Raw genomic sequence first — 23,648 nt, 5'->3', positions numbered from 1 at the left:
TCTCCCCACGTCAGTGACATGGGCGGGCGGCCCCACCGGGAGTGGCTGACCGCCCGCCGTTCCCCGATGTCAGCCGCTGAACCCGGCCACGTTCTCCTTCGTGACCACCTTCACCGGCACCTTCACCGTCTCCTCGACCTCCTTGCCCTGGAGTGCCTTCAGGGCGTTGTCCACGGCGATCTTCCCGAGCTGGGACGGCTGCTGCGCCACGGACGCGTACAGCGTGCCGCCCTCGACCGCCTTCAGCCCGTCAGGCGTGCCGTCGAAGCCGACCACGGAGACCGACGTGCCCGCCTTGGAGCCCAGGGCCTTGATCGCGCCGAGCGCCATCTCGTCGTTGGCGGCGATGACGCCCTGGACGTCCGGGTGGGCCTGGAGCAGGTTCGACATCACGTCGAGGCCCTTGGTGCGGTCGAAGTCGGCGGGCTGCTGGGCGACGACCTGGATGCCCGGGTAGGCCTTGAGTCCGTTCGCGAAGCCCTGGGCGCGCTCGCGGGCGGCGGAGGTGCCGGCCTGGCCCTGGAGGATCACGATCTTGCCCTTGCCGCCCAGCTTCTCGGCGACGCTCTTGGCGGCGAGTTCCCCGCCGGTGACGTTGTCGGAGGCGACCAGGGTGGCCGTCCTGGCGTTGTTGACGACGCGGTCGACGGCGATGACCGGGATCTTCGCCTGGTCGGCGGCCTTCACCGAGTTGCTCGCCGCGTCCGAGTCGACCGGGTTGACGATGATCGCGCCGAGTCCGGAACTGGTGAAGTTCTGCAGCTGGTTGGCCTGCTGGGAGGCGTCGTTCTGCGCGTCCGTGACGGTCAGGTCCACGCCCAGCTTCTTCGCCTCGGCCTGGGCGCCCGCCCGGATCTGCACGAAGAAGGGGTTGTTGAGGGTGGACAGCGACAGGCCCATCTTCGGGGTGCTCGCCGAGGAGGAGCCGTTGTGCAGGAAGGACGTGGCGCCGACGATCGCGACGGTGACGACGGCCGCGAGCGCGTACGTCGCCGCCTGCCTGCCCTTGTCGCCGCCGGTGCCGGCCGCGACCGGCGTCGCCCCGGCCTTGCGGCGGGCGGTGTCGAGCAGCACGGCCAGCGCGATGACGACGCCGATGACGACCTGCTGCCAGAACGCCGACACGTTCAGCAGGTTCAGCCCGTTGCGCAGCACGGCCAGGATCAGCGCGCCGATGAGCGTGCCGGAGGCCTTGCCGGTGCCGCCCGCGAGGGAGGCGCCGCCGATGACGACCGCGGCGATCGCGTCCAGCTCGTAGCCGTCGGCGGCCTGCGGCTGCGCGGAGGAGAGGCGGGCGGCGAGGACGACACCGGCGACGGCCGCGAAGACGCCGGAGAAGGCGTAGATCGCGAGCTTCTGCTTCTTCACGCGCAGTCCGGACAGCCGCGCGGCCTCCTCGTTGCCGCCGATCGCGTACATCGAACGGCCGATGTAGGTCCGGCCGAGCACGAACGCGGCGATCAGGCCCATCACGACCATGACGAGCACCGGCACCGGCAGCCAGCCGCCGAGCGTGTCCCCGAGGTGGGAGACCGAGTCGGGGAAGGCGATCGGCGAGCCCTCGGAGATGACGAGGGACAGACCCCGGGCCACCGACAGCATGGCCAGCGTCGCGATGAACGGCGGCAGCTTGCCGTAGGAGATCAGGATGCCGTTGACCAGGCCGCACGCGATACCGGTCGCTATGGCGAGCAGGACGGCGAGGAACACGGGGACGCCCGCCGAGGTCGCGCTCCACGCGAGGACCGTGGCCGCCAGCGCGGCGACCGAGCCGACCGACAGGTCGATGCCCGCCGAGACGATCACGAAGGTGACGCCGAAGGCGAGGATGGCGGTGACGGCCGCCTGCACGCCGACGTTCAGCAGGTTGTCCGTCGTCAGGAAGTCGCCGGACAGCGCCGACATCGCGACGACGAGGACGATGAGCGCGCTGAGCGCCCCGTTGTCGAGCAGGAGACGGCGCAGGCCGCCCGAGGCGCCACCCGCGCCCGTCGTGCTCTTGAGCGTGTCAGTGGCCACGGGAGGCCTCCGTTCCGGTCGTAGTCGTGCTCGTGCTCGTGGTCGTCGGGGTGCTGACGGCGAGTGCCATCACGGCGTCCTGGGTCGCCTCGTCGGCGGAGAGTTCGCCGGCGATCCGGCCCTGTGCCATCACCAGCACCCGGTCGCTCATGCCGAGCACCTCGGGCAGATCGCTGGAGATCATCAGGACGGCCGCGCCGGCGGCGGTGAGTTCGTTGACGAGCTGGTAGATCTCGACCTTGGCGCCGACGTCGATACCGCGCGTCGGCTCGTCGAGGATCAGCACCTTGGTCTCGGCGAGCAGCCACTTGCCGATGACGACCTTCTGCTGGTTGCCGCCGGAGAGGGTGCGCACGTGCTGGCCGAGTCCGGCCATCCGCACCCCGAGCTGCCCCGCGATCCGCTCGGCGGCCTCGCGCTGCCCCTTGAGGTCGACGAGCCCCGCGCGCGTGGCGGACCGCAGTGTCACCAGCCCGAGGTTCTCCTCGACCGAGGCGTCCAGCACCAGGCCCTGGCCCTTGCGGTCCTCGGGGATGAGCCCGATGCCCGCGGTCATCGCCGCGTTGACGTCGTACCTGGGGACGGCGGAACCGGCGACCTTCACGGCCCCCTTGTCGTACGGGTCCGCCCCGAACACGGCCCGTACGACCTCCGTACGTCCGGCCCCGACCAGCCCCGCGATGCCGACCACCTCACCGGCGTGCACCTCGAAGCTGACGTCGTGGAAGACACCGTCGCGGGTCAGGCCCTCGACGGACAGCAGGGCGGAGCCGCGGTCGGTCCGCTCGCGCGGGTACTGCTGCTCGATCGACCGCCCCACCATGAGCCGGACGAGCTCGTCCTCCGGGGTGGAGGCGGGGACCTGCCCGACGCTCCTGCCGTCCCGGAGGACCGTCACCCGGTCACCCAGGGCGGCGATCTCCTCCAGGTGATGCGTGATGAAGACGATCCCGACGCCGTCCTCGCGCAGCGTGCGCACGATCGCGAAGAGCTTCTCGACCTCCTCGGAGGTCAGCACGGCGGTCGGCTCGTCCATGATGAGCACCCGCGCGTCGAGGCTGAGCGCCTTGGCGATCTCGACCATCTGCAGGCGCGCGATGCCGAGTTCGCGCACCCGCGCGCGGGGTGACACGTTCACGCCCACGCGCGCGAGGAGGACCTCGGCGTCGGCCTCCATCCGCTTGCGGTCGATCACCCCGAACCGGCGCGGCTGCCGCCCCAGGAAGAGGTTCTCGGCGACCGTCAGATCGGGAACGAGGTTGAACTCCTGGTAGATGGTGGCGATCCCGAGCCGCTCGGAGTCCTGCGCGTCCTGGACGCGCGTCTCCTCGCCGCCGACCAGGATCCGCCCGGCGTCGGGCGTGTAGGCGCCGGAGAGCATCTTGATGAGGGTGCTCTTGCCCGCGCCGTTCTCACCGAGCAGCACATGCACCTCGCCCCGGCGCAGGTCGAAGTCCACGCCGTCCAGCGCGACCACACCCGGGAAGGTCTTGCGTATGCCCTCGATGCGCAGCAACTCGTCCGCGTCGCTCACGAATGGCTCCTGTTCTTTGCGGGGGGCTGCACAGCGGGGGCCTGTGCAGGGTCCGGCTCCGGGGAGGCCGGATCCGGCTCGCCGCACGACCGGCGTACGACGAGCCGGGCGGGGAGGGTGACGGACTCGCCGGGCCGCCCCTCGATCCGGTCGACCAGCGCGCGCACGGCGGCCCGCCCCAGTTCACCGGTCGGCTGGGCGATCGCGGTGACCGGCGGATCGGTGTGCACGAACCACGGGATGTCGTCGAAGGCGGCCAGCGCGATGTCGTCCGGCACGCGCAGGCCACGCGCGCGTACGGCGTCCAGCGCGCCCAGCGCCATCAGGTTGTCGGCCGCGAACACGGCCTCGGGCGGCTCGGCGAGGTCGAGGAACCCCTCGGTGACCCGGCGCCCGCTCTCGGCCTGGAAGTCGCCCTGCCCTATGTAGGCGTCGGGCAGGGCGAGGCCGTGGGCGCCCAGGGCTTCCCGGAAGGCCTCGACCCGCTCCCGCCCGGTCGTGGTGGCGGCGGGACCCGCGATGATCGCGACCCGCCGGTGCCCGAGCCCGTACAGATGCGCCACGAGGTCCCGGACGGCGGCCCGGCCGTCCGCCCGGACCACCGGCACGTCCACGCCCGGGATCCACCGGTCCACGAACACCATGGGCGTCCCGGTCCGGGCCGCGTCCAGCATCAGTGGCGAGCCGCCGTCCGTGGGGGAGACGAGCAGCCCGTCGATCCGCCGGTCCAGCAGGTTGCGTACGTGGTGGTCCTGGAGGTCGGGCCGCTCGTCGGCGTTGCCGATGATGACGCTGTAGCCGAGCGCGCGGGCCTCCTCCTCGACGGAGCGGGCCAGCTCGGTGAAGTACGGGTTCAGTACGTCGCTGATGACCAGGCCGAGGGTGTGGGTCTGGTCGGTGCGCAGGGAGCGGGCGACGGCGTTCGGGCGGTAGCCCAGGGACTCGACGGCGGCCAGCACGCGGGTGCGTGCGTCGGCGCTGACCGACGGGTGGTCGTTCAGGACGCGCGAGACCGTGGCGACGGATACGCCTGCCTCGGCAGCGACGTCCTTGATGCTGGCCACCGCCGCTCCACCCCCTCGTGGAATCGATTACACCGACGGGTGGATGGAATCGATTACACGCCGGTAAATCAAGACCCCGAGGGCACCTCTTGACCGGATCGTGATGTCGCGGGCCGGTCCGCGGCGGTTCAGGGTGGAAGGAGAAGATCCGTTGCCGCGAGGCCCGTACTAGAGGCGGGACAGGCGTACTACTGGGGTCCTGGCCATGTCCCGGTCGCCCTGGAGGACAGCGAGTTCGCGGAGTTGTCCCCGAGCCACCGATGAGTTTCGCCGGCCCGGGCGGTCTGTCCCTCGTCGACCACCACGGGCATCGACCACCACAGGAGGAGCGCCGTGCCCCAGCTACTGCGAGTACAGAACTTCAACGTCTCCAGCGACGGATTCGGTGCCGGTGAGCACCAGAGCCTGGAGCGGCCCTTCGGGCACGCCGACCCGGGGCAGATGTTCGCCTGGGCCGGCGCCACGGCGAGCTGGCCCAACCGCACCGACCCCGGCGGGAGCCGCGGTCTCGACGACTACTTCACACGCGACTTCGCGAACAACATCGGCGCCGAGATCATGGGCCGCAACAAGTTCGGCCCCCAGCGCGGCCCCTGGCAGGACTACGAGTGGCAGGGCTGGTGGGGTGACGAGCCCCCGTTCCACACGCCGGTGTTCGTCATGACCCACCACGAACGCCCCTCGTTCACCCTGTCCGACACGACGTTCCACTTCGTCGGCGGCGACCCGGCCGCGGTCCTCGAAAAGGCCAGGGAGGCGGCCCAGGGCAAGGACGTTCGGCTCGGCGGCGGAGCCATGACCGTCCGCGAGTTCCTCGACGCCGACCTGGTCGACACGCTGCACGTGGCGGTCTCGCCGCTGAAGCTCGGATCCGGTTCACGGCTCTGGGAGTCGCCGGAGGAGCTGTTCGACCGGTTCCACTGCGATGTCGTGCCGAGTCCCAGCGGCGTGACGCATCACCTGTTCTGGCGGAAGTGACGGCAGGTCAGTCGCGTCCGCCCCAGTCCAGACGGTCGGCCAGCCCCGCGGCGGTGAAAGCCGCCGCCAGCTCCTCACGGCCCTCGGTGAAGTGGGCCCAGCTGTCGTAGTGCACCGGGACCACGCGGCGGGCGCCGAGGATGCGCGCGGCCTCGGCGGCCATGGCGCTGTCCAGGACGACGACCTGGTTGTCGAAGAGGACGTTGAACCGCGGAGCGCCCGCGAAGAGCACGGCGGTGTCGACGGGCGCGAAGCGGCCGGCGATCTCGCGGACCGCTTCGAGGGAGGCGTTGTCGCCGCTGACGTAGACGGTGGGCAGGCCCTCGCCCGTCAGGACGAACCCGACGACCTGGCCGGTGACCGGCTCGACCTCCTCGCGGAGGCCGGGGCCGTGCAGGGCGGGCACGCCGGTCACGGTGACCGTGCCGCCGTCGGGGCGCTCCACCTCGACGGACTCCCAGTCGGCCAGACCCCTGACCTTCTCTCCCAGGCCTTCGCGCAGGCGCTCGCCGCCGCCGGGCGTGGTCAGGGTCAGCGGTATGCCGGAGAGGAGGGCCCGGCCGGAGGTGTCGAGGTTGTCGGCGTGCTCGTCGTGGGAGAGCAGCACCACGTCGACGCGGCCGAGCTCGGCGGGGGTGGTGCTGGAGGGCGCGGTCTTGGTCAGGAACCGGCCGCCACCGCGGGGGTAGTCGCCGGGACCGTCGAAGGTGGGGTCGGTCAGGAAGCGCAGGCCGCCGTACTCGAAGAGGGCGGTCGGGCCGCCGAAGACGCGGACGGGGAAGGAGGCGGTCGTCGCAGGCAGGGCAGACATGAAGAACCTCACGGATGGATGTATTTGAACCGTGAGACGACCGTACCTACTTCTCACGGATAAGTGCAAGCCGTACCATGAGAAACATGGAAGAGTCCGTGACCGAACAGCCCGCCCCGCCGCCCGCCCAGGGCGAGGAGGAACACCCCTCCCTCGCCCTCGTCAACAGCGCCATCGCCCTGCCCGGCGGGCACACGGCCGACTTCCTGGGCACCCCGGACCAGGCGAACCACTGGCTCACCCAGCGCGGCCTCGCCCCGGTCGACGCCGGCATGCGGGAGATGTGCGCGACCCAGCTGCGCTCCCTGCGCGAACAGATCAGGTCGCTGTTCGCCGCCCGCGCCGAAGGCCTGCCGGCCCTCCCCGCGGCCGTGGCGGCCGTCAACGACGCGATGACCCGGGTCCCCACGGCCCCGCTGCTGCGGTGGGACGACAAGACCGGCCCCTACCGCACGGCCCCCCACCCCACCACCGCGATCGTCGACCTGGCCCTGGCCACCCTCGCCGCCGACGCCGCCGACCTGCTCACGTCGCCCGACGCCGAGCGCCTCACCGCCTGCGGCTCCCCGCCCTGCAACCGCTACCTGCTCCGCCACGGCCGCCGCCAGTGGTGCTCCACCCGCTGCGGCGACCGCGCCCGCGCGGCCCGGGCGTATGCCCGCCGCAGCAACCCGCGATGACTCGTTCGCTTCACTCGTGTGGGACGGTTCGACCATGACCAGCGACTACGACCGTCTCCGTAACGGCATCGAGTTCATGACCGCCTACGTCTCCGGCAACGACCTGCTGGCGGACTACGTGACAGAACGACGGCGCGAGGACCCCATGGCGACCGAGGCCCTGATGGACGGGGCGGCGGCCCTCTGCGCCCTGCTGCTGAGCAAGATGGCCAGGGATGTCGGGAAGAGCGAACACGAGCTGCTCCAGGAACTGGCCCGCGGCACCCACCAACACGAGCGGCAGTCCGGAGAGTGACTCTGATCCTCGGTCGGAATCACGGTGACGGGTCGAGCCGTGCCCCTCTGCTCTCCGCCACCCGCTTGACGTCCCGCAGGGACTCGGCGAGCCGCAGGGCCAGATAGCGCAGCTCCGCGCTCGTCACGCGGTGTTCCGCGAGGAGTGCGGCGGCGTGGCCGAGAAGATCGTCCGCCATGTCCAGCTGTACGGCTTCGATGTCGTCGGCCAGGCGTGAGACGTATCCGGTCCCGTCGCCCACGAGGTAGCACGGTCTGCCGTCGACAGCGGTCCAAGGCAGCAGTCGCCCGGCCGTCACGCGCGCACCTCCGCCGCCAGGTAGGGACGGACCAGTCGGTTGTCCTCTCCACGCAACGGACGTTCGGCTCGGGCGATGAGGTCTGTCATGTCTGCTTGCCTTCCGACCTGCGGTGACTGCGTTCTGTGGTGAATCACTCACAGAGTGGGGTCGGCGCTGGCTACGCTGCCAGGGGTTGGGGCTTGACATCGCGCTTGTCAAGAAAGGGAGTTGGCCGCATGGACGAACGTCGTACGCCTCGAACGCTGCGGGAGAAGTACGGGGAGGAGCTGAGGCTTCGGCGGACTGCGGCCGGCCTCACCCAGGAGGAACTGAGCGACCAGGTCGTGTGCTCCCCCACACTGATCAGCCACTTCGAGGCCGGCAGGCGGCTGCCCAAACCCGACGACGCGCAGCGGATCGACCGTGCGCTGGGGACGGACGGGTTCTTCGCGCGGTGGCTGGAGGACCTGGAGAACAAGTACGACCCGCGCTTTGCTGCCGCCGCCGAACTGGAGCGACAGGCAACGGTGATCCAGCAGTTCGCGCTCTCACTGGTCCCCGGCCTGCTCCAGACACCCGATTACGCGCGGGCGGTGTTCGCCGCTTACCGCCTCAACTCCACCGACCAGGAACTTGACAGGCAGGTTGTCATCCGAACAGGGCGTGCCCGGATCCTCGACGGGCCGTCGGCTCCGGTCGTCTGGACACTTCTCGACGAGGCCGTCCTGCGACGCTCTGTGGGTGGCCCGCAGGTCATGGCGGAACAGCTGTACAAGATCGCGGACTTGGCCGCGTCACGGCGGATCCGGCTGCACGTCCTCCCGTACCGGGTCGGTGCGCATCCGCTCATGGAGAGCCTGCTCACCCTGATGACCTTTGAGGACTCCGCCCCGGTGGCATACGTCGACGCATTCGAGACCGGACGTCTGATGGACGATCCGGCGCTGGTGAGCACCTGCCAGACCGCCTACTCTCTGGCCCTGAGCGACGCGTTGTCGCAGCAGGAGTCACTGGCCCTCGTCCGGTCGGCAGCAGAGGAACACGCGCATGATCAGCAGTGAACACAGCGGGTGGTACAAGTCCAGCTACAGCGGTGGCAGTCAAGCCGAGTGCCTCGAAGTCGCCCGCGACCACCCCGACGTCCCCGTCCGCGACAGCAAGACCACCCCCGGCCCCACCCTGGTCTTCTCCACGCACGGCTGGACGGCGTTCGTGACGGCTGTCAAGGAAGGTCACATAAGGGCCTGACTGTCGTACCCCGGCGGTACGGTCGGATCATGCCCAACCAGACGGGAACCCCCGCCGGCGAACGGCGACTCGCCGTGCTCGAAGGCGTTCTCGAGCGGATCACGTACGCGAACGAGGAGAACGGCTACACCGTCGCCCGGGTCGACACCGGCAGAGGCGGCGGTGATCTGCTCACGGTCGTGGGCGCGCTGCTCGGCGCCCAGGTCGGGGAGTCCCTGCGCATGGAGGGCCGCTGGGGCTCGCATCCCCAGTACGGCAAGCAGTTCCACGTGGAGAACTACACGACCGTCCTGCCGGCCACCGTCCAGGGCATCCGCCGCTACCTCGGCTCCGGCCTGGTCAAGGGCATCGGCCCGGTCTTCGCCGATCGCATCACGCAGCACTTCGGGCTGGACACCCTCCAGATCATCGAGGAGGAGCCCAAGCGGCTCATCGAGGTCCCGGGCCTCGGGCCCAAGCGGACGAAGAAGATCGCCGACGCCTGGGAGGAGCAGAAGGCGATCAAGGAGGTCATGCTCTTCCTCCAGACGGTGGAGGTGTCCACGTCCATCGCGGTGCGGATCTACAAGAAGTACGGCGACGCGTCCATCTCCGTCGTGAAGAACCAGCCCTACCGCCTCGCCGCCGACGTCTGGGGCATCGGATTCCTCACCGCAGACAAGATCGCCCAGTCCGTCGGCATCCCGCACGACAGCCCGGAGCGCGTCAAGGCGGGCCTGCAGTACGCGCTGTCGCAGTCCACCGACCAGGGCCACTGCTTCCTCCCGGAGGAGCAGCTGATCAAGGACGCGGTCAAGCTCCTCCAGGTCGACACGGGCCTGGTCATCGAGTGCCTCGCCGAGCTGGCCGAACCCCCTCAGGACGGCGAGGACCCCGGAGTCGTACGGGAGAAGGTCCCCGGCCCGGACGGCGGCGAGCCCGTCACCGCGATCTACCTCGTGCCCTTCCACCGCGCCGAACTCTCCCTCTCCGCCCAGCTGCTTCGCCTCCTGCGCACGGAGGAGGACCGGATGCCGGGCTTCCGGGCGGTGACCTGGGACAAGGCCCTCGGCTGGCTGAGGACACGCACCGGCGCCGACCTCGCCCCCGAGCAGGAGGCCGCCGTCAAGCTCGCGCTGACCGAGAAGGTCGCCGTCCTCACCGGCGGCCCCGGCTGCGGCAAGTCCTTCACGGTCCGCTCCATCGTGGAGCTGGCCCGCGCCAAGAAGGCGAAGGTCGTGCTCGCTGCCCCGACCGGCCGGGCCGCCAAGCGCCTGTCCGAGCTCACCGGCGCCGAGGCCTCCACGGTCCACCGTCTGCTGGAGCTGAAGCCCGGCGGGGACGCGGCCTACGACCGGGACCGCCCGCTGGACGCCGACCTGGTGGTGGTCGACGAGGCGTCCATGCTGGACCTGCTGCTCGCCAACAAACTGGTGAAGGCGGTGCCGCCGGGAGCGCATCTCCTGTTCGTCGGGGACGTGGACCAGCTGCCCAGCGTCGGCGCGGGCGAGGTGCTGCGCGACCTCCTGGCCGACGGGAGCCCGGTCCCCGCCGTCCGCCTCACCCGGGTCTTCCGCCAGGCCCAGCAGTCGGGCGTGGTGACGAACGCGCACCGGATCAACGCCGGCCAACACCCGCTCACCGACGGCATGAAGGACTTCTTCCTCTTCGTCGAGGACGACACGGAGGAGGCCGGGCGGCTCACGGTGGACGTGGCGGCGCGGCGGATCCCCGCCAAGTTCGGGCTGGACCCCCGCCGGGACGTGCAGGTCCTGGCCCCCATGCACCGCGGCCCGGCCGGCGCGGGCACCCTCAACGGCCTGCTCCAGCAGGCCATCACCCCCGGCCGCCCCGACCTTCCCGAGAAGCGGTTCGGCGGTCGCGTCTTCCGCGTCGGCGACAAGGTCACGCAGATCCGCAACAACTACGAGAAGGGCGAGAACGGCGTCTTCAACGGCACGGTCGGCGTGGTCACTTCCCTCAACCTCGACGACCAGCGGTTGACGGTGCGGACGGACGAGGACGAGGAGGTGCCGTACGAGTTCGACGAACTCGACGAGCTCGCCCACGCGTACGCGGTGACGATCCACCGCTCCCAGGGCAGTGAGTACCCCGCTGTCGTCATCCCGGTCACCACCGGGGCCTGGATGATGCTCCAGCGCAACCTGCTGTACACGGCGGTCACTCGGGCGAAGAAGCTGGTGGTGCTGGTCGGTTCGCGCAAGGCCCTGGGCCAGGCGGTCCGTACGGTGTCCGCGGGGCGGCGGTGCACGGCGCTGGACTTCCGCCTGGCCGGGGGCCGGCCCCCGGACGGGTCACCCTGACGCCGACGCGTTCACGCGCTGCCGGGAGAACGCCGCGCCCCGCACCGTGACAGCACGCGGGTCCTCGGGCCGAGGAAGCCGCTGAGCAGCACCCCGGCGTCAGGTTGACGAGGTGCTGACCCCGGGTCAGGGCCACCACACCCCCGCCGGCACCCGCGGACCGAAAAATGATCGATCAAACAAGTCGCAAAGGTCACACAGTGCTTTCCTCGGGAGGGCAGGAGGGGGCAGGATGGACAGGTTGGCGGCACTCAGTGCCGCCGATAGGCCCAATGGTCGACCCCGAGTGCACTCTCCTGCGCCAAATGGGGGATGGTAGAGACAGTCAGGGCACCTCGAAGAAGAGGCACAACGTCGGTGAGGGATGACGTGAGCGACAACTCTGTAGTACTGCGGTACGGCGACGGCGAGTACACCTACCCGGTGATCGACAGCACCGTCGGTGACAAGGGCTTCGACATCGGCAAGCTCCGCGCCCAGACCGGTCTGGTGACACTGGACAGCGGTTACGGCAACACCGCCGCCTACAAATCCGCCATTACCTACCTGGACGGCGAAGCGGGCATCCTGCGGTACCGCGGCTACCCGATCGAGCAGCTGGCCGAGCGCTCCACCTTCCTGGAGGTCGCCTACCTGCTGATCAACGGCGAGCTGCCGACCGTCGACGAGCTCTCGACGTTCAAGAACGACATCACGCAGCACACCCTGCTGCACGAGGACGTCAAGAACTTCTACAAGGGCTTCCCGCGCGACGCCCACCCGATGGCCATGCTGTCCTCGGTCGTCTCGGCGCTGTCCACGTTCTACCAGGACAGCCACAACCCGTTCGACGAGCGCCAGCGCAACCTCTCCACGATCCGTCTGCTCGCCAAGCTCCCGACGATCGCGGCGTACGCGTACAAGAAGTCGATCGGCCACCCGTTCGTCTACCCGCGCAACGACCTGGGCTACGTGGAGAACTTCCTCCGCATGACCTTCTCGGTCCCCGCGCAGGAGTACGACCTCGACCCGGTCGTGGTCTCCGCGCTCGACAAGCTGCTGATCCTGCACGCGGACCACGAGCAGAACTGCTCGACCTCCACGGTCCGCCTGGTCGGTTCCTCGCAGGCGAACATGTTCGCGTCGATCTCGGCCGGCATCAACGCCCTGTGGGGTCCGCTGCACGGCGGTGCCAACCAGTCCGTGCTGGAGATGCTGGAGGGCATCCGCGACTCCGGCGGCGACGTCGACAACTTCATCCGCAAGGTGAAGAACAAGGAGGACGGCGTCCGCCTGATGGGCTTCGGCCACCGGGTCTACAAGAACTTCGACCCGCGCGCCAAGATCATCAAGGCCGCCGCGCACGACGTGCTGTCCGCCCTCGGCAAGTCCGACGAGCTGCTGGACATCGCGCTGAAGCTGGAGGAGCACGCGCTCTCCGACGACTACTTCGTCTCGCGCAGCCTCTACCCGAACGTCGACTTCTACACCGGCCTGATCTACCGGGCCATGGGCTTCCCGACCGAGATGTTCACCGTCCTGTTCGCCCTCGGCCGGCTTCCGGGCTGGATCGCCCAGTGGCACGAGATGATCAAGGAGCCGGGCTCCCGCATCGGCCGCCCGCGCCAGATCTACACGGGAGTCGTCGAGCGCGACTTCGTGCCCGTCGAGGAGCGCTGAGGCGTCGTAGCGCCGCTCGGCCCCCGTATCCGCCGCCGTGCGGGTGCGGGGGCCCTTGCGTGGGCGCGCGAGGCGTGAAGGTGCCGTGAGGCAGAAAAGAAGGCGCCCCGGAACGCCGGTCCCCCCACGGGCCGACGGCCAGGGCGCCTTCCCAGTCCCGGTACGGATTCCCCCCACGGGATCCGGCCGGGCGTCTGTGAGGACAGCGCCTGAATCGCTGTTGAGCAAAACGAGCAGAACTCGCCGTACTGCGGTGGTGCGGTCTGCCGGGACAGCGCACGACCGGGAGGGCCGCTCAAAGCTTCCCGGTGTACGTGCCCCGGCAACGCATCTCTGGAGAAGTCCCCCAAGACATCTCCAGATGCCAGGTGGCGCCCCCCAAGACGCTGCCTGACATCGTCAACTTAGACCTTCGAACCCCTTCGATGGTTACGTTCACATCACTGTGATCTGCGTCTCTTGCGTATGTCCGGTAGATGCGCAAGAGCCCGGATATGCCGTCCGGGGCTCAAGCGTAAGGATGATGCGTGCGCCTTGTGAAGAGCTTATGTGAGCCGGGCTGCGGACTCCAGAGGGGCTCATATCGCATTCGCCGCGAACTTAGGGCGAATTCGGGGGACTTCACCGGAATGTCCGGAGTCGAAGACTGTTCGTGACGACGAAGACCGACGAGAAGGCCATCGCGGCCCCGGCGATCATCGGGTTCAGCAGTCCCGCGGCGGCCAGCGGCAGCGCGGCCACGTTGTAGCCGAAGGCCCACACGAGGTTGCCCTTGATCGTGGCCAGCGTCCGGCGGGACAGCCGGATCGCGTCCGCGGCCACCCGCAGATCGCCGCGCACCAGCGTCAGATCACCCGCCTCGATCGCCGCGTCCGTGCCGGTGCCCATGGCCAGGCCCAGGTCGGCGGTGGCGAGCGCGGGCGCGTCGTTGACGCCGTCGCCCACCATGGCGACGACCCGCCCTTCCGCCCGCAGCCGCCGTACGGCGTCGACCTTGTCCTCGGGCAGGACCTCCGCGATCACCCGGTCGATCCCGACGGCCTCGGCCACCGCGTCGGCCACCGCCCGGTTGTCCCCGGTCAGGAGCACCGGCGTGAGCCCCAGCGCGCGCAGCTCGCGCACCGCCTCGGCGCTGGTCTCCTTGACCGCGTCGGCCACGGCCAGGACGGCCTTCGCCGTCCCGTCCCAGCCGGCCACGACGGCCGTACGGCCGGCCCGCTCGGCCTCCTCCCGCGCGCGGGCCAGCTCCGGCGGTACGTCGTCGAAGAGCCGCCCCACGGCGACCTCGCGGCCCTCCACACGCCCCCGTACGCCCCGCCCGGGGACGTTCTCGAAGTCCTCGACGTCCGGGAGCGCTCCGGCCCTCTCCCCGGCGCCCAGCGCGATCGCCCGGGCCACGGGGTGCTCGGAGGCGCGCTCGACGGCGCCCGTGAGCCGCAGCACCTCCTTCTCGTCGGCGCCCTCGGCGACGTGGACCTCCTGGAGGGTCATCCGGCCCGTGGTGACCGTGCCGGTCTTGTCCAGCACGACCGTGTCGATCCGCCGCGTGGACTCCAGGACCTCCGGGCCCTTGATGAGGATGCCGAGCTGGGCGCCGCGGCCCGTGCCGACCATCAGCGCGGTCGGGGTGGCCAGGCCAAGGGCGCACGGGCAGGCGATGATCAGGACCGCGACGGCGGCGGTGAACGCGGCGACGCTGTCGCCGGTCAGGCCGAGCCACGCCCCGGCCGTGGCGGCGGCGATCAGCAGGACCACCGGCACGAAGACCCCGGCGACCCGGTCGGCGAGCCGCTGCACCTCGGCCTTGCCGTTCTGCGCGTCCTCCACGAGCCTCGCCATCCGCGCGAGCTGGGTGTCGGCGCCGATCCGGGTGGCCTCGACGACGAGCCGGCCGCCCGCGTTGACCGTCGCGCCGGTGACCGCGTCCCCGGCCGTCACGTCCACCGGCACGGACTCGCCGGTCAGCATCGAGGCGTCCACCGCCGAGGCGCCCTCGACGACCGTGCCGTCGGTGGCGATCTTCTCGCCGGGCCGTACGACGAACCGGTCGCCGACGGCCAGCCGCCGCGCCGGGATCCGCACCTCGCGCCCGTCCCGCAGGACGGCCACCTCCTTGGCGCCCAGTTCCAGCAGCGCCTTGAGGGCGGCTCCCGCGCGGCGCTTGGAGCGGGCCTCCAGAAAGCGGCCCAGCAGGATGAAGGCGGTGACGCCGGACGCGACCTCCAGGTAGATCGAGGAGGCGCCGTCGCCGCGCGAGACCGTGAGCTCGAAGGGGTGCCGCATGCCGGGCATGCCCGCGTCGCCGAGGAACAGGGCCCACAGGGACCAGCCGAACGCGGCCAGCGTGCCGAGGGAGACCAGCGTGTCCATGGTGGCGGCGCCGTGCCGGGCGTTCGTCCACGCCGCCCGGTGGAAGGGCAGCCCGCCCCAGACGACGACCGGTGCGGCGAGGGTGAGCGAGAGCCACTGCCAGTTGTCGAACTGGAGCGCCGGGACCATGGCCAGCAGGATGACGGGCACGGAGAGGGCGGCGGAGACGGCGAGGCGCCGGCGGAGGGCCGGCAGCTCGGCGTCCTCCCCGGCGGCGTGCGCGCCCTCGGCGGGCTCCTCCTCGCGCGGGGGCGCGGGCTCCTCGGCGGTGTACCCGGTCTTCACCACGGTCGCGATCAGGTCGGCGACCTCGGTGCCCGCGGGATAGGTGACCCGGGCCTTCTCCGTCGCGTAGTTCACCGTGGCGGCGACGCCGTCCATGCGGTTGAGCTTCTTCTCGACGCGGGCCGCGCAGGAGGCGCAGGTCATCCCGCCGATGAGCAGCTCGACCTCGGCGAGTGCCGGCTCGCGGCCGGCCGGCGCCTTGGCGGTGGTGCTGGTCATGTCCGTACTCCAGGTGATGCGGGTCGCCCGGGAAGTGCGACGGGGGCCGTACGGGCCGGGGGGCGGCGGCGTACGGCCCGTACGTCGGTACGAGTGCCAGGCCTGGGGTGTCTCAGACCTGTGCGCCCCGTGCTCCCAGAACCGGTCAGGCCTTCCCGGCCAGCTCGAAACCGGCCTCGTCGACGGCCGCGCGCACGGCCTCCTCGTCGAGCGGGGCGGCGGAGACGACGGTGACCTCGCCGGTCGAGGCGACGGCCGTCACCGAACTGACGCCGGAGAGCTGGGAGATCTCGCCGGAGACGGCGCCCTCGCAGTGTCCGCAGCTCATGCCGCTCACCTTGTAGACGGTGGTGACGTGGCCCGTGGTATCGGTCTGGGCGGTCATGTCGTTACTCCTCGTCGAGGCATGTGGGGCTGTGGGGACCCTTGGGTCCATATACCCACTGTACCCCTAGGGGGTATCAGTTCACGACCTCACCCACCAGCTCGCACGGGCCCGCGCGGCACGGCCCCGCACGCACCGGCTAGCGTTCCCCGAGGCGCTGACTGCCCGGGGGCGCGAGGACGACCGGCGCCGTCCCCGGACGCGAACGGAAGGCGGGTAGCTCATGCGGGCCGTGGTGTTCGAGCGGTACGGGGAGCCGGCCGAGGTGCGGGACGTCGCCGATCCGGAGCCCGCGGAGCACGGTGTCGTCGTGCGGGTCGAGGCCACGGGGCTGTGCCGCAGCGACTGGCACGGCTGGCAGGGCCACGACCCGGACATCACGCTGCCGCATGTGCCCGGGCATGAACTCGCCGGAGTCGTCGAGGCGGTGGGCGGCCGGGTGACCCGCTGGCGGCCCGGCGACCGGGTCACCGTGCCGTTCATCTGCGCCTGCGGCATCTGCCCGTCCTGCGCGGCGGGCGACCACCAGGTGTGCGAGCGGCAGACCCAGCCCGGCTTCTCGCACTGGGGCTCCTTCGCCCAGTACGTGGCCCTGGACCACGCCGACGTCAACCTCGTGGCGCTCCCCGGGGAGCTGTCCTTCGCGACGGCGGCCTCCCTCGGCTGCCGGTTCGCCACGGCGTACCGGGCGGTGGTGCTGCAGGGCCGGGTCGCGGCGGGGGAGTGGGTCGCGGTGCACGGCTGCGGCGGGGTCGGTCTCTCCGCCGTGATGATCGCGGCGGCGTCGGGCGCGCGGGTCGTGGCCGTCGACGTGTCGGCCCGGGCGCTGGACCTGGCGCGGAAGTTCGGGGCGGCGCGGTGCCTGGACGCGTCGGCCGTGCCGGACCCCGCGTCGGCGGTCCGTGACCTCACCGGCGGCGGTGTCCATCTCTCTCTGGACGCCCTCGGTTCCCCCGCCACCTGCGCCGCCTCCGTGAACGGCCTGCGCCGCCGCGGCCGGCACGTCCAGGTCGGCCTGCTGCCCTCGCCGAGCGGCACGACCCCCGTGCCGATGGCCCGCGCGATAGCCCTGGAACTGGAACTCCTAGGCAGCCACGGCATGGCCGCGCACGGCTACCCGCCGATGCTGGAGCTGGTCCGCAGCGGTGTCCTGCGCCCCGACCTGCTGGTGACGTCCACGATCCCGCTGGACGCGGCCCCGCCCGCCCTGGCGGCGATGGGGACGGCGCCACCGGCGGGCGCGACGGTCATCGAGCCGTGGCGCTGACCTGCTCACGGAGACGGCCGCGCCCGGCGCGGCGGTGGGGCACGGGGCCGGGCCGGGACGGTCAGTCGGCTCTCCGGGCGCGGTTGCGGGGCCGGGACGCCACCCAGGCCCGGACCGTGTCGGCGTACCAGTAGGGCTTGCCGTTCTCGACGTGGTCGGGCGGGGGCAGAAGGCCGTGCTTGCGGTAGGACCGCACGGTGTCAGGCTGCACCCGGATGTGTGCCGCGATCTCCTTGTAGGACCAGAGCCTTCGGTCGGTCATGACGTGCACCTCCCCGCGCGCACCACGGCGGGGGCCGGGGACGGCCGTCCGGGGGAGCCGGGCGCTGCGCTGGCGATCAACAAGCCTGTGTCCGGTCAACGACGCTCCCGTGACACCGGGCAGGGCCTGTGCGCCGGGTGTGACGGAAGGGTCGCGGACACGGGACACCTGTGACAGGACGGGGGCGTTTGTGACACAGCCGGGGCACACGCGCCCGCCCGGGCTCCGGCGGGGTGCCTTGACGCGGCATCAGGCGAAGACTGGAGAACCGAGGGGCACGGAAAGCGGGCACGGGCACACGACACCGGAAAGCGCTGTCATGATCTGGTCCGAATGTCCGGACAAAACATTGACAGGGCTTCGGAAAGGGGACTACAAAGCCGGGGAGAGCCGACACCGAGGGGAAGCCGATGGCGTACGACCTGATCACCATGGGGCGCATCGGAGTGGATCTGTATCCGCTCCAGACGGGCGTCCCGCTGCCGCAGGTCACCTCCTTCGGCAAGTTCCTCGGCGGCTCGGCCACGAACGTCGCGGTCGCCGCGGCCCGCCTGGGACGGCGCACGGCGGTGATCACCCGCACCGGTGACGACCCCTTCGGCACGTACCTGCACCAGGCCCTGAAGGGCTTCGGCGTGGACGACCGCTGGGTCACCCCGGTCCCCGGCCTGCCCACCCCGGTCACGTTCTGCGAGGTCTTCCCGCCGGACGACTTCCCGCTGTACTTCTACCGGCAGCCCAAGGCCCCCGACCTGGAGATCGACGCCCACGAGCTCGACCTGGACGCCATCCGTGACGCCCGCGTCTTCTGGGTCACGGGCACGGGCCTGAGCGAGGAGCCGAGCCGTACGGCGACGCTCGCGGCCCTCGCCCACCGCGCCAGGTCCGGCACGACGGTCTTCGACCTCGACTGGCGCCCGATGTTCTGGACGAACCCGGACGCGGCCCGCCCCTTCTACCAGGAGGCCCTGCGCCACACCACCGTCGCCGTCGGCAACCTCGACGAGGTGGAGGTCGCCACGGGCGTGCGCGAGCCGCACGCCGCCGCCCGGGCCCTCCTGGACGCCGGTGTCGAGCTGGCCGTCGTCAAGCAGGGCCCGAAGGGCGTCCTCGCCGTCCACCGCGACGGCGTCACCGCCGAGGTCCCGCCGCTGCCCGTGAACGTCCTCAACGGCCTCGGCGCCGGAGACGCCTTCGGCGGCAGTCTGGTCCACGGCCTGCTGTCCGGCTGGGACCTGGAGAAGACCATGCGGCACGCCAACGCCGCCGGCGCCATCGTCGCCTCCCGCCTGGAGTGCTCCTCCGCGATGCCCACCGCGGACGAGATCGAGGCGGCCGTCACCGCGGGGGCCGTCCAGTGACCGTCGACGTCTGCGAACTCGTCCGCCTGCGCAGCCACCGCCCGGAGGCGATCGCCGAGGCCGCCGCCCGCCGCCCCCGCAGGCCCCTGCTGAACGACAACGGCCGGCTGATGATCGTCGCCGCCGACCACCCGGCCCGCGGCGCCCTCGGCGTCGGCGGCCGCGGCCTGGCCATGGCCAACCGCGCCGACCTCCTCGAACGCCTCTGCCTGGCCCTGTCCCGCCCGGGCGTGGACGGCGTCCTCGCCACCGCCGACATCCTCGACGACCTGCTCCTCCTCGGCGTCCTCGACGGCAAGGTCGTCCTGGGCTCGATGAACCGCGGCGGCCTCCAGGGCGCGCGCTTCGAGCTCGACGACCGCTTCACCGGTCACCGCCCGGAGGACATCGAGCGCCTCGGCTTCGACGCGGGCAAGCTGCTGCTGCGCATCGACTACGACGACCCGGGCTCCCTCACCACGCTGGAGTCCACCGCCCGCGCCATCGACGCCATGGCGGCCCGCCGGCTCCCCGTCTTCGTCGAGCCGTTCATCTCCCGCCGCGACGAGACGGGCCGGCTGCGCAACGACCTGTCGGCCGAGGCCGTCACCCGGTCGATCGCCATCGCCTCCGGCCTGGGCGGCAGCTCGGCCTACACCTGGCTGAAGGTGCCGGTCACCGACAACCCCGACGACATGGCCGAGGTCATGGCCGCCTCCACGCTGCCCGCCGTACTGCTCGGCGGTGAGGTGGGGGGCTCCGCCGAGGAGCAGGCCGGGGCGTACGAGAAGTGGCGCGGCGCGCTCCAACTGCCCACCGTGCGCGGGCTGGTGGTCGGCCGTTCGCTGCTGTACCCGGCGGACGGCGATGTGGCCGCCGCCGTGGACACCGCCGTAGGACTGCTGTGAGGGCCGCTTCATGAGCAGTGAGCCGTACACCCCCCAGGGCACCACGACCGTCGTGCGGATCGTGCCGCCCCTCCCGGGCGCCCATGACGCCCGGACCCAGATCGCCTCCGGCGCGGGATGCCGCTTTGCTTTGGCAGGAGCGAAGAGCGAGCGACAACTCCCCGCCCGCTACGGCCCCGCGCCGGAGGTCCCCCACGCGAGGCGCACGCGGCCTCGCCGTGTCGTGCCGGAGACCTGTGTGTTCACTCCCGGTGGTGAACACCCGCGACGGCCCCCGCGTACCCGTGACCATCCATAGGGAGGGGAAATCGATGACCACGACGACGAGGCTGACGGTCGCTCAGGCGCTCGTGCGCTTCCTGTCCGCCCAGTACACCGAACGCGACGGCGTACGGCAGCGGCTCATCGGCGCCACCTGGGGCATCTTCGGCCACGGCAACGTCGCCGGCATCGGCCAGGCGCTCCTGGAGCACACCGACGCGATGCCGTACCACCAGGGCCGCAACGAACAGGCCATGGTGCACGCCGCGGTCGGGTACGCGCGCCAGTCCAACCGGCTGTCCACGCACGCGGTCACGACCTCCATCGGCCCGGGCGCCACCAACCTCGTCACGGGTGCCGCCCTGGCGACCGTCAACCACCTGCCGGTGCTGCTCCTGCCCGGTGACGTCTTCGCCACCCGCCCCGCCGACCCGGTCCTCCAGCAACTGGAGGTGCCGTACGCGGGCGACGTGTCGGTCAACGACTGTCTGCGCCCGGTGTCGAAGTACTTCGACCGGATCACGCGCCCGGAGGCCCTGGTCCCGTCGGCGCTGAACGCGATGCGCGTGCTCACCGACCCCGTCGAGACCGGCGCCGTCACCCTCGCCCTGCCCCAGGACGTGCAGGCCGAGGCGTACGACTGGCCCGAGGAGTTCTTCGCCGAGCGCGTGTGGACCGTACGGCGTCCCGGCGCCGACCCGGCGGAACTCGCCGAGGCGGTACGGATCATCCGCGCGGCGAAGCGGCCCCTGGTCGTCGCCGGCGGCGGCGTCCACCACAGCCGTGCCGAGGCGGCGCTCGCCGAGTTCGCCGAGACCACCGGCATCCCGGTCGCCTCCACCCAGGCCGGCAAGGGCTCCCTGCGCCACGACCACCCCCAGGACGTCGGCGGCATCGGACACACCGGGACGGCCACCGCGGACGAACTCGCCCGCACCGCCGACCTGGTGATCGGCGTCGGCACCCGCTACACCGACTTCACCACCGCCTCCGGCACCCTCTTCACCGGCGAGAACGTCCGGTTCCTCAACCTCAACATCGCCTCCTTCGACGGCCACAAGCTCGCCGGGCAGCCCCTCATCGCGGACGCCCGCACCGGCCTGGAGGAGCTGACCGAGCGGCTGGAGATGCACGGCCACCGGGTCGCGCCGCTGTACGCCACCGAGTACACCGAGGACAAGGAGCGCTGGGAGCAGCGCGTCGACGCCTGCTACGAGGTGGACGAGCCGGACACCCGCCCGACCCAGCCGCAGGTCCTCGGCGTGCTCGACGCCCTGGTCGACGACTCGGACATCCTCATCAACGCCGCCGGTTCCCTCCCCGGCGACCTGCACAAACTGTGGCGGACCCGCTCGTACGACCAGTACCACCTGGAGTACGGCTACTCCTGCATGGGCTACGAGATCCCGGCCGCCATCGGCGTGAAGATGGCCGCCCCCGACCGGCCCGTGTGGGCGCTGGTCGGCGACGGCACGTACCTGATGATGCCGACGGAGATCGTGACGGCCGTGCAGGAGGGCATCGCGATCAAGGTCCTGATCATCCAGAACCACGGCTACGCGTCCATCGGCGGGCTGTCCGAGTCGGTGGGCGGTGAGCGCTTCGGCACGGCCTACCGCTACCCGTCCGAGGACGGCTCGTACACCGGCCCGCCGCTGCCGGTGGACCTCGCCGCCAACGCGGCCAGCCTCGGCATGCGCGTACTGCGCGCGAAGACCGTGCGGGACCTCGAAGCGGCGCTCGCCGAGGCCCGGGCCGCCGACACTCCCACATGTGTCTACGTGGAGACCCAAACGGCAGACACAGTGTCGGGCGCGCCTCCCGCGCAGGCCTGGTGGGATGTACCCGTGGCCGAGACCGCGATACGGCCGTCCGCGGTCAAGGCACGCGAGCTGTACGAACGGCACGTCTCCACCCGACGCCGCCATCTGTGAAGGAGTACCCGGCCATGACGAAGATCGTCAACCACTGGATCGGCGGCAAGACCGTCGAAGGCGCCTCGGGCACCCACGGGCCGGTGACCGACCCGGCGACCGGCGAGGTGACGACGAAGGTCGCGTTCGCCTCGGCCGACGAGGTGGACGCGGCGGTGGCCGCCGCCAAGGAGGCCTTCGCGACCTGGGGCCAGTCCTCCCTGGCCCAGCGCACGTCCATCCTCTTCAAGTTCCGCGCGCTGCTCGACGCCAACCGCGACGCGATCGCCGAGCTGATCACCGCCGAGCACGGCAAGGTCCACTCCGACGCCCTCGGCGAGGTCGCCCGCGGCCTGGAGATCGTCGACCTGGCCTGCGGCATCAGCGTCCAGCTGAAGGGCGAGCTGTCCACGCAGGTGGCCAGCCGCGTCGACGTCTCCTCCCTCCGCCAGCCGCTCGGCGTCGTCGCCGGCATCACGCCGTTCAACTTCCCGGCGATGGTGCCGATGTGGATGTTCCCCCTCGCCATCGCGTGCGGCAACACGTTCGTGCTGAAGCCGTCGGAGAAGGACCCGTCGGCGTCGGTCAAACTCGCCGAGCTGCTCGCCGAGGCGGGCCTGCCGGACGGCGTCTTCAACGTCGTCCACGGCGACAAGGTGGCCGTCGACCGGCTGCTCGAACACCCGGACGTGAAGGCGGTGTCGTTCGTCGGTTCGACCCCGATCGCCCGCTACATCCACTCCACGGCCTCCGCGGCCGGCAAGCGCGTCCAGGCGCTGGGCGGCGCCAAGAACCACATGCTGGTCCTCCCGGACGCCGACCTCGACGCGGCGGCCGACGCCGCCGTGTCCGCCGCCTACGGCTCGGCGGGCGAGCGCTGCATGGCCATCTCGGCGGTCGTCGCGGTCGGCTCGGTCGGCGACGAACTGGTGGCGAAGATCCGCGAGCGCGCCGAGAAGATCAAGATCGGCCCCGGCAACGACCCCGCCTCCGAGATGGGCCCGCTGATCACCAAGGTCCACCGCGACAAGGTGGCCTCCTACGTCGAGGGCGCGGCGGCCGAGGGCGCCGAGGTGGTCCTCGACGGCACCGGCTACACCGTCGACGGCTTCGAGAACGGCCACTGGATCGGCATCTCGCTCCTCGACAAGGTGCCGACGAGCGCGAAGGCCTACCAGGACGAGATCTTCGGCCCGGTCCTGTGCGTGCTGCGCACGGAGACCTACGAGGAGGCCCTGGACCTGATCAACGCCTCGCCGTTCGGCAACGGCACCGCGATCTTCACCCGGGACGGCGGCGCGGCCCGCCGCTTCCAGCTGGAGGTCGAGGCCGGCATGGTCGGCGTGAACGTCCCGATCCCGGTCCCCGTGGGCTACCACTCCTTCGGCGGCTGGAAGGACTCGCTCTTCGGCGACCACCACATCTACGGCAACGACGGCACGCACTTCTACACCCGCGGCAAGGTCGTCACCACCCGCTGGCCGGACCCGGCCGACGCCCCGGCGGGCGTGGACCTGGGCTTCCCGCGCAACCACTGAGGTCGTCGCTTACCACACCGCCTGAGCTC

General features: G+C 71.2%; 20 protein-coding genes. 12 read left to right on the top strand and 8 right to left on the bottom strand.

Annotated elements, in window-relative coordinates:
* Positions 1-69 precede the first annotated feature (69 nt).
* Genes ACFZDA_RS07530 through ACFZDA_RS07520 form a run of 3 tightly spaced genes read right to left on the bottom strand, consistent with a single transcriptional unit; the run spans position 70 to position 4,617 of the window.
* Positions 70-2,019: a substrate-binding domain-containing protein gene (locus ACFZDA_RS07530; protein ID WP_391076325.1), complete on the bottom strand. Its 1,950-nt coding sequence runs from the start codon at positions 2,017-2,019 to the stop codon at positions 70-72.
* A complete protein-coding gene (locus ACFZDA_RS07525; RefSeq protein WP_391076322.1) occupies positions 2,009-3,553 on the bottom strand; it encodes an ATP-binding cassette domain-containing protein in 1,545 nt (514 codons plus the stop codon). Before ACFZDA_RS07525 ends, ACFZDA_RS07530 begins: the two co-directional genes overlap by 11 nt.
* On the bottom strand, positions 3,550-4,617 hold the full coding sequence (locus ACFZDA_RS07520) for a substrate-binding domain-containing protein (protein WP_391076319.1): 1,068 nt from the start codon (positions 4,615-4,617) through the stop codon (positions 3,550-3,552). Before ACFZDA_RS07520 ends, ACFZDA_RS07525 begins: the two co-directional genes overlap by 4 nt.
* A gap of 333 nt (positions 4,618-4,950) precedes the next feature.
* On the opposite strand from ACFZDA_RS07520, the gene ACFZDA_RS07515 reads away from it, so the two are divergent.
* Positions 4,951-5,595: a dihydrofolate reductase family protein gene (locus ACFZDA_RS07515; RefSeq protein ID WP_391076316.1), complete on the top strand. Its 645-nt coding sequence runs from the start codon at positions 4,951-4,953 to the stop codon at positions 5,593-5,595.
* A 7-nt stretch (positions 5,596-5,602) separates the two neighbouring features.
* Here ACFZDA_RS07515 and ACFZDA_RS07510 read toward each other — a convergent pair whose 3' ends face one another.
* Positions 5,603-6,406 carry an MBL fold metallo-hydrolase gene (locus ACFZDA_RS07510; RefSeq protein WP_391076313.1) on the bottom strand — a complete coding sequence of 268 codons (804 nt, stop codon included), beginning with the start codon at positions 6,404-6,406 and terminating at the stop codon, positions 5,603-5,605.
* Between the two features lie 86 nt (positions 6,407-6,492).
* On the opposite strand from ACFZDA_RS07510, the gene ACFZDA_RS07505 reads away from it, so the two are divergent.
* Both ACFZDA_RS07505 and ACFZDA_RS07500 read left to right on the top strand, forming a co-directional pair.
* On the top strand, positions 6,493-7,086 hold the full coding sequence (locus ACFZDA_RS07505) for an ABATE domain-containing protein (RefSeq protein ID WP_391076310.1): 594 nt from the start codon (positions 6,493-6,495) through the stop codon (positions 7,084-7,086).
* A gap of 34 nt (positions 7,087-7,120) precedes the next feature.
* The gene (locus ACFZDA_RS07500; RefSeq protein ID WP_391076307.1) at positions 7,121-7,381 is read left to right on the top strand and encodes a hypothetical protein; all 261 of its coding nucleotides are present in this window, start codon (positions 7,121-7,123) and stop codon (positions 7,379-7,381) included.
* Positions 7,382-7,400: 19 nt separating this feature from the next.
* On the opposite strand, the gene ACFZDA_RS07495 is transcribed toward ACFZDA_RS07500, so the two are convergent.
* Positions 7,401-7,679 carry a hypothetical protein gene (locus ACFZDA_RS07495; protein WP_391076303.1) on the bottom strand — a complete coding sequence of 93 codons (279 nt, stop codon included), beginning with the start codon at positions 7,677-7,679 and terminating at the stop codon, positions 7,401-7,403.
* Between the two features lie 218 nt (positions 7,680-7,897).
* Here ACFZDA_RS07495 and ACFZDA_RS07490 point away from each other — a divergent pair, with 218 nt between their 5' ends.
* The 4 genes from ACFZDA_RS07490 (at position 7,898) to ACFZDA_RS07475 (ending at position 12,871) form a co-directional block, all read left to right on the top strand.
* The gene (locus ACFZDA_RS07490; protein ID WP_391076300.1) at positions 7,898-8,722 is read left to right on the top strand and encodes a Scr1 family TA system antitoxin-like transcriptional regulator; all 825 of its coding nucleotides are present in this window, start codon (positions 7,898-7,900) and stop codon (positions 8,720-8,722) included.
* Positions 8,709-8,909, top strand: coding sequence for a DUF397 domain-containing protein (locus ACFZDA_RS07485; protein ID WP_391076297.1), 201 nt, complete (start codon positions 8,709-8,711; stop codon positions 8,907-8,909). Before ACFZDA_RS07490 ends, ACFZDA_RS07485 begins: the two co-directional genes overlap by 14 nt.
* A 29-nt stretch (positions 8,910-8,938) precedes the next feature.
* Complete coding sequence (locus tag ACFZDA_RS07480; protein WP_391076294.1) at positions 8,939-11,212, top strand: ATP-dependent RecD-like DNA helicase; 2,274 nt, start codon at positions 8,939-8,941, stop codon at positions 11,210-11,212.
* 369 nt (positions 11,213-11,581) lie between these two features.
* Complete coding sequence (locus tag ACFZDA_RS07475; RefSeq protein WP_391076291.1) at positions 11,582-12,871, top strand: citrate synthase; 1,290 nt, start codon at positions 11,582-11,584, stop codon at positions 12,869-12,871.
* 621 nt (positions 12,872-13,492) lie between these two features.
* Here ACFZDA_RS07475 and ACFZDA_RS07470 read toward each other — a convergent pair.
* Both ACFZDA_RS07470 and ACFZDA_RS07465 read right to left on the bottom strand, forming a co-directional pair.
* The gene (locus tag ACFZDA_RS07470) at positions 13,493-15,745 is read right to left on the bottom strand and encodes a heavy metal translocating P-type ATPase (RefSeq protein WP_391076288.1); all 2,253 of its coding nucleotides are present in this window, start codon (positions 15,743-15,745) and stop codon (positions 13,493-13,495) included.
* Positions 15,746-15,890: 145 nt separating this feature from the next.
* Positions 15,891-16,130, bottom strand: coding sequence for a cation transporter (locus tag ACFZDA_RS07465; RefSeq protein ID WP_391076285.1), 240 nt, complete (start codon positions 16,128-16,130; stop codon positions 15,891-15,893).
* A gap of 223 nt (positions 16,131-16,353) precedes the next feature.
* Between ACFZDA_RS07465 and ACFZDA_RS07460 the strand changes: the two genes are divergently transcribed.
* The gene (locus ACFZDA_RS07460) at positions 16,354-17,397 is read left to right on the top strand and encodes a zinc-binding dehydrogenase (RefSeq protein WP_391076282.1); all 1,044 of its coding nucleotides are present in this window, start codon (positions 16,354-16,356) and stop codon (positions 17,395-17,397) included.
* 61 nt (positions 17,398-17,458) lie between these two features.
* Here ACFZDA_RS07460 and ACFZDA_RS07455 read toward each other — a convergent pair whose 3' ends face one another.
* Positions 17,459-17,659, bottom strand: a complete 201-nt coding sequence (locus ACFZDA_RS07455; RefSeq protein ID WP_391076279.1) for a MerR family transcriptional regulator — start codon at positions 17,657-17,659, stop codon at positions 17,459-17,461.
* 410 nt (positions 17,660-18,069) lie between these two features.
* Here ACFZDA_RS07455 and iolC point away from each other — a divergent pair, with 410 nt between their 5' ends.
* From iolC to mmsA, 4 genes are all read left to right on the top strand, one after another.
* On the top strand, positions 18,070-19,020 hold the full coding sequence (gene iolC, locus ACFZDA_RS07450; protein WP_391076276.1) for a 5-dehydro-2-deoxygluconokinase: 951 nt from the start codon (positions 18,070-18,072) through the stop codon (positions 19,018-19,020).
* Positions 19,017-19,907 (top strand): deoxyribose-phosphate aldolase, encoded by an 891-nt coding sequence (locus ACFZDA_RS07445; RefSeq protein WP_391076273.1) that lies wholly within the window; start codon positions 19,017-19,019, stop codon positions 19,905-19,907. Before iolC ends, ACFZDA_RS07445 begins: the two co-directional genes overlap by 4 nt.
* 311 nt (positions 19,908-20,218) lie before the next feature.
* Positions 20,219-22,102 (top strand): 3D-(3,5/4)-trihydroxycyclohexane-1,2-dione acylhydrolase (decyclizing), encoded by a 1,884-nt coding sequence (iolD, locus tag ACFZDA_RS07440; RefSeq protein ID WP_391076270.1) that lies wholly within the window; start codon positions 20,219-20,221, stop codon positions 22,100-22,102.
* A 14-nt stretch (positions 22,103-22,116) separates the two neighbouring features.
* Positions 22,117-23,619 (top strand): CoA-acylating methylmalonate-semialdehyde dehydrogenase, encoded by a 1,503-nt coding sequence (gene mmsA / locus ACFZDA_RS07435; RefSeq protein ID WP_391076267.1) that lies wholly within the window; start codon positions 22,117-22,119, stop codon positions 23,617-23,619.
* The last annotated feature ends 29 nt before the right edge of the window (positions 23,620-23,648 follow it).

It is taken from the genome of Streptomyces sp. NPDC007991, assembly GCF_042958445.1.
Lineage (GTDB): Bacteria > Actinomycetota > Actinomycetes > Streptomycetales > Streptomycetaceae > Streptomyces.
The sequence above is the reverse complement of the archived record's forward strand: the minus strand, read 5'-3'. Positions and strand labels throughout refer to the sequence as shown.

Excerpts from the sequence above, each read along its gene's own strand:
- ACFZDA_RS07485 (WP_391076297.1), top strand. The coding sequence starts at position 8,709 with ATGATCAGCAGTGAACACAGCGGGTGGTACAAGTCCAGCTACAGCGGT.
- ACFZDA_RS07465 (WP_391076285.1), bottom strand. The coding sequence starts at position 16,130 with ATGACCGCCCAGACCGATACCACGGGCCACGTCACCACCGTCTACAAG.
- ACFZDA_RS07505 (WP_391076310.1), top strand. The coding sequence starts at position 6,493 with ATGGAAGAGTCCGTGACCGAACAGCCCGCCCCGCCGCCCGCCCAGGGC.
- ACFZDA_RS07455 (WP_391076279.1), bottom strand. The coding sequence starts at position 17,659 with ATGACCGACCGAAGGCTCTGGTCCTACAAGGAGATCGCGGCACACATC.
- ACFZDA_RS07500 (WP_391076307.1), top strand. The coding sequence starts at position 7,121 with ATGACCAGCGACTACGACCGTCTCCGTAACGGCATCGAGTTCATGACC.
- ACFZDA_RS07460 (WP_391076282.1), top strand. The coding sequence starts at position 16,354 with ATGCGGGCCGTGGTGTTCGAGCGGTACGGGGAGCCGGCCGAGGTGCGG.
- mmsA (WP_391076267.1), top strand. The coding sequence starts at position 22,117 with ATGACGAAGATCGTCAACCACTGGATCGGCGGCAAGACCGTCGAAGGC.
- ACFZDA_RS07470 (WP_391076288.1), bottom strand. The coding sequence starts at position 15,745 with ATGACCAGCACCACCGCCAAGGCGCCGGCCGGCCGCGAGCCGGCACTC.
- ACFZDA_RS07490 (WP_391076300.1), top strand. The coding sequence starts at position 7,898 with ATGGACGAACGTCGTACGCCTCGAACGCTGCGGGAGAAGTACGGGGAG.
- ACFZDA_RS07480 (WP_391076294.1), top strand. The coding sequence starts at position 8,939 with ATGCCCAACCAGACGGGAACCCCCGCCGGCGAACGGCGACTCGCCGTG.
- iolC (WP_391076276.1), top strand. The coding sequence starts at position 18,070 with ATGGCGTACGACCTGATCACCATGGGGCGCATCGGAGTGGATCTGTAT.
- ACFZDA_RS07510 (WP_391076313.1), bottom strand. The coding sequence starts at position 6,406 with ATGTCTGCCCTGCCTGCGACGACCGCCTCCTTCCCCGTCCGCGTCTTC.
- iolD (WP_391076270.1), top strand. The coding sequence starts at position 20,219 with ATGACCACGACGACGAGGCTGACGGTCGCTCAGGCGCTCGTGCGCTTC.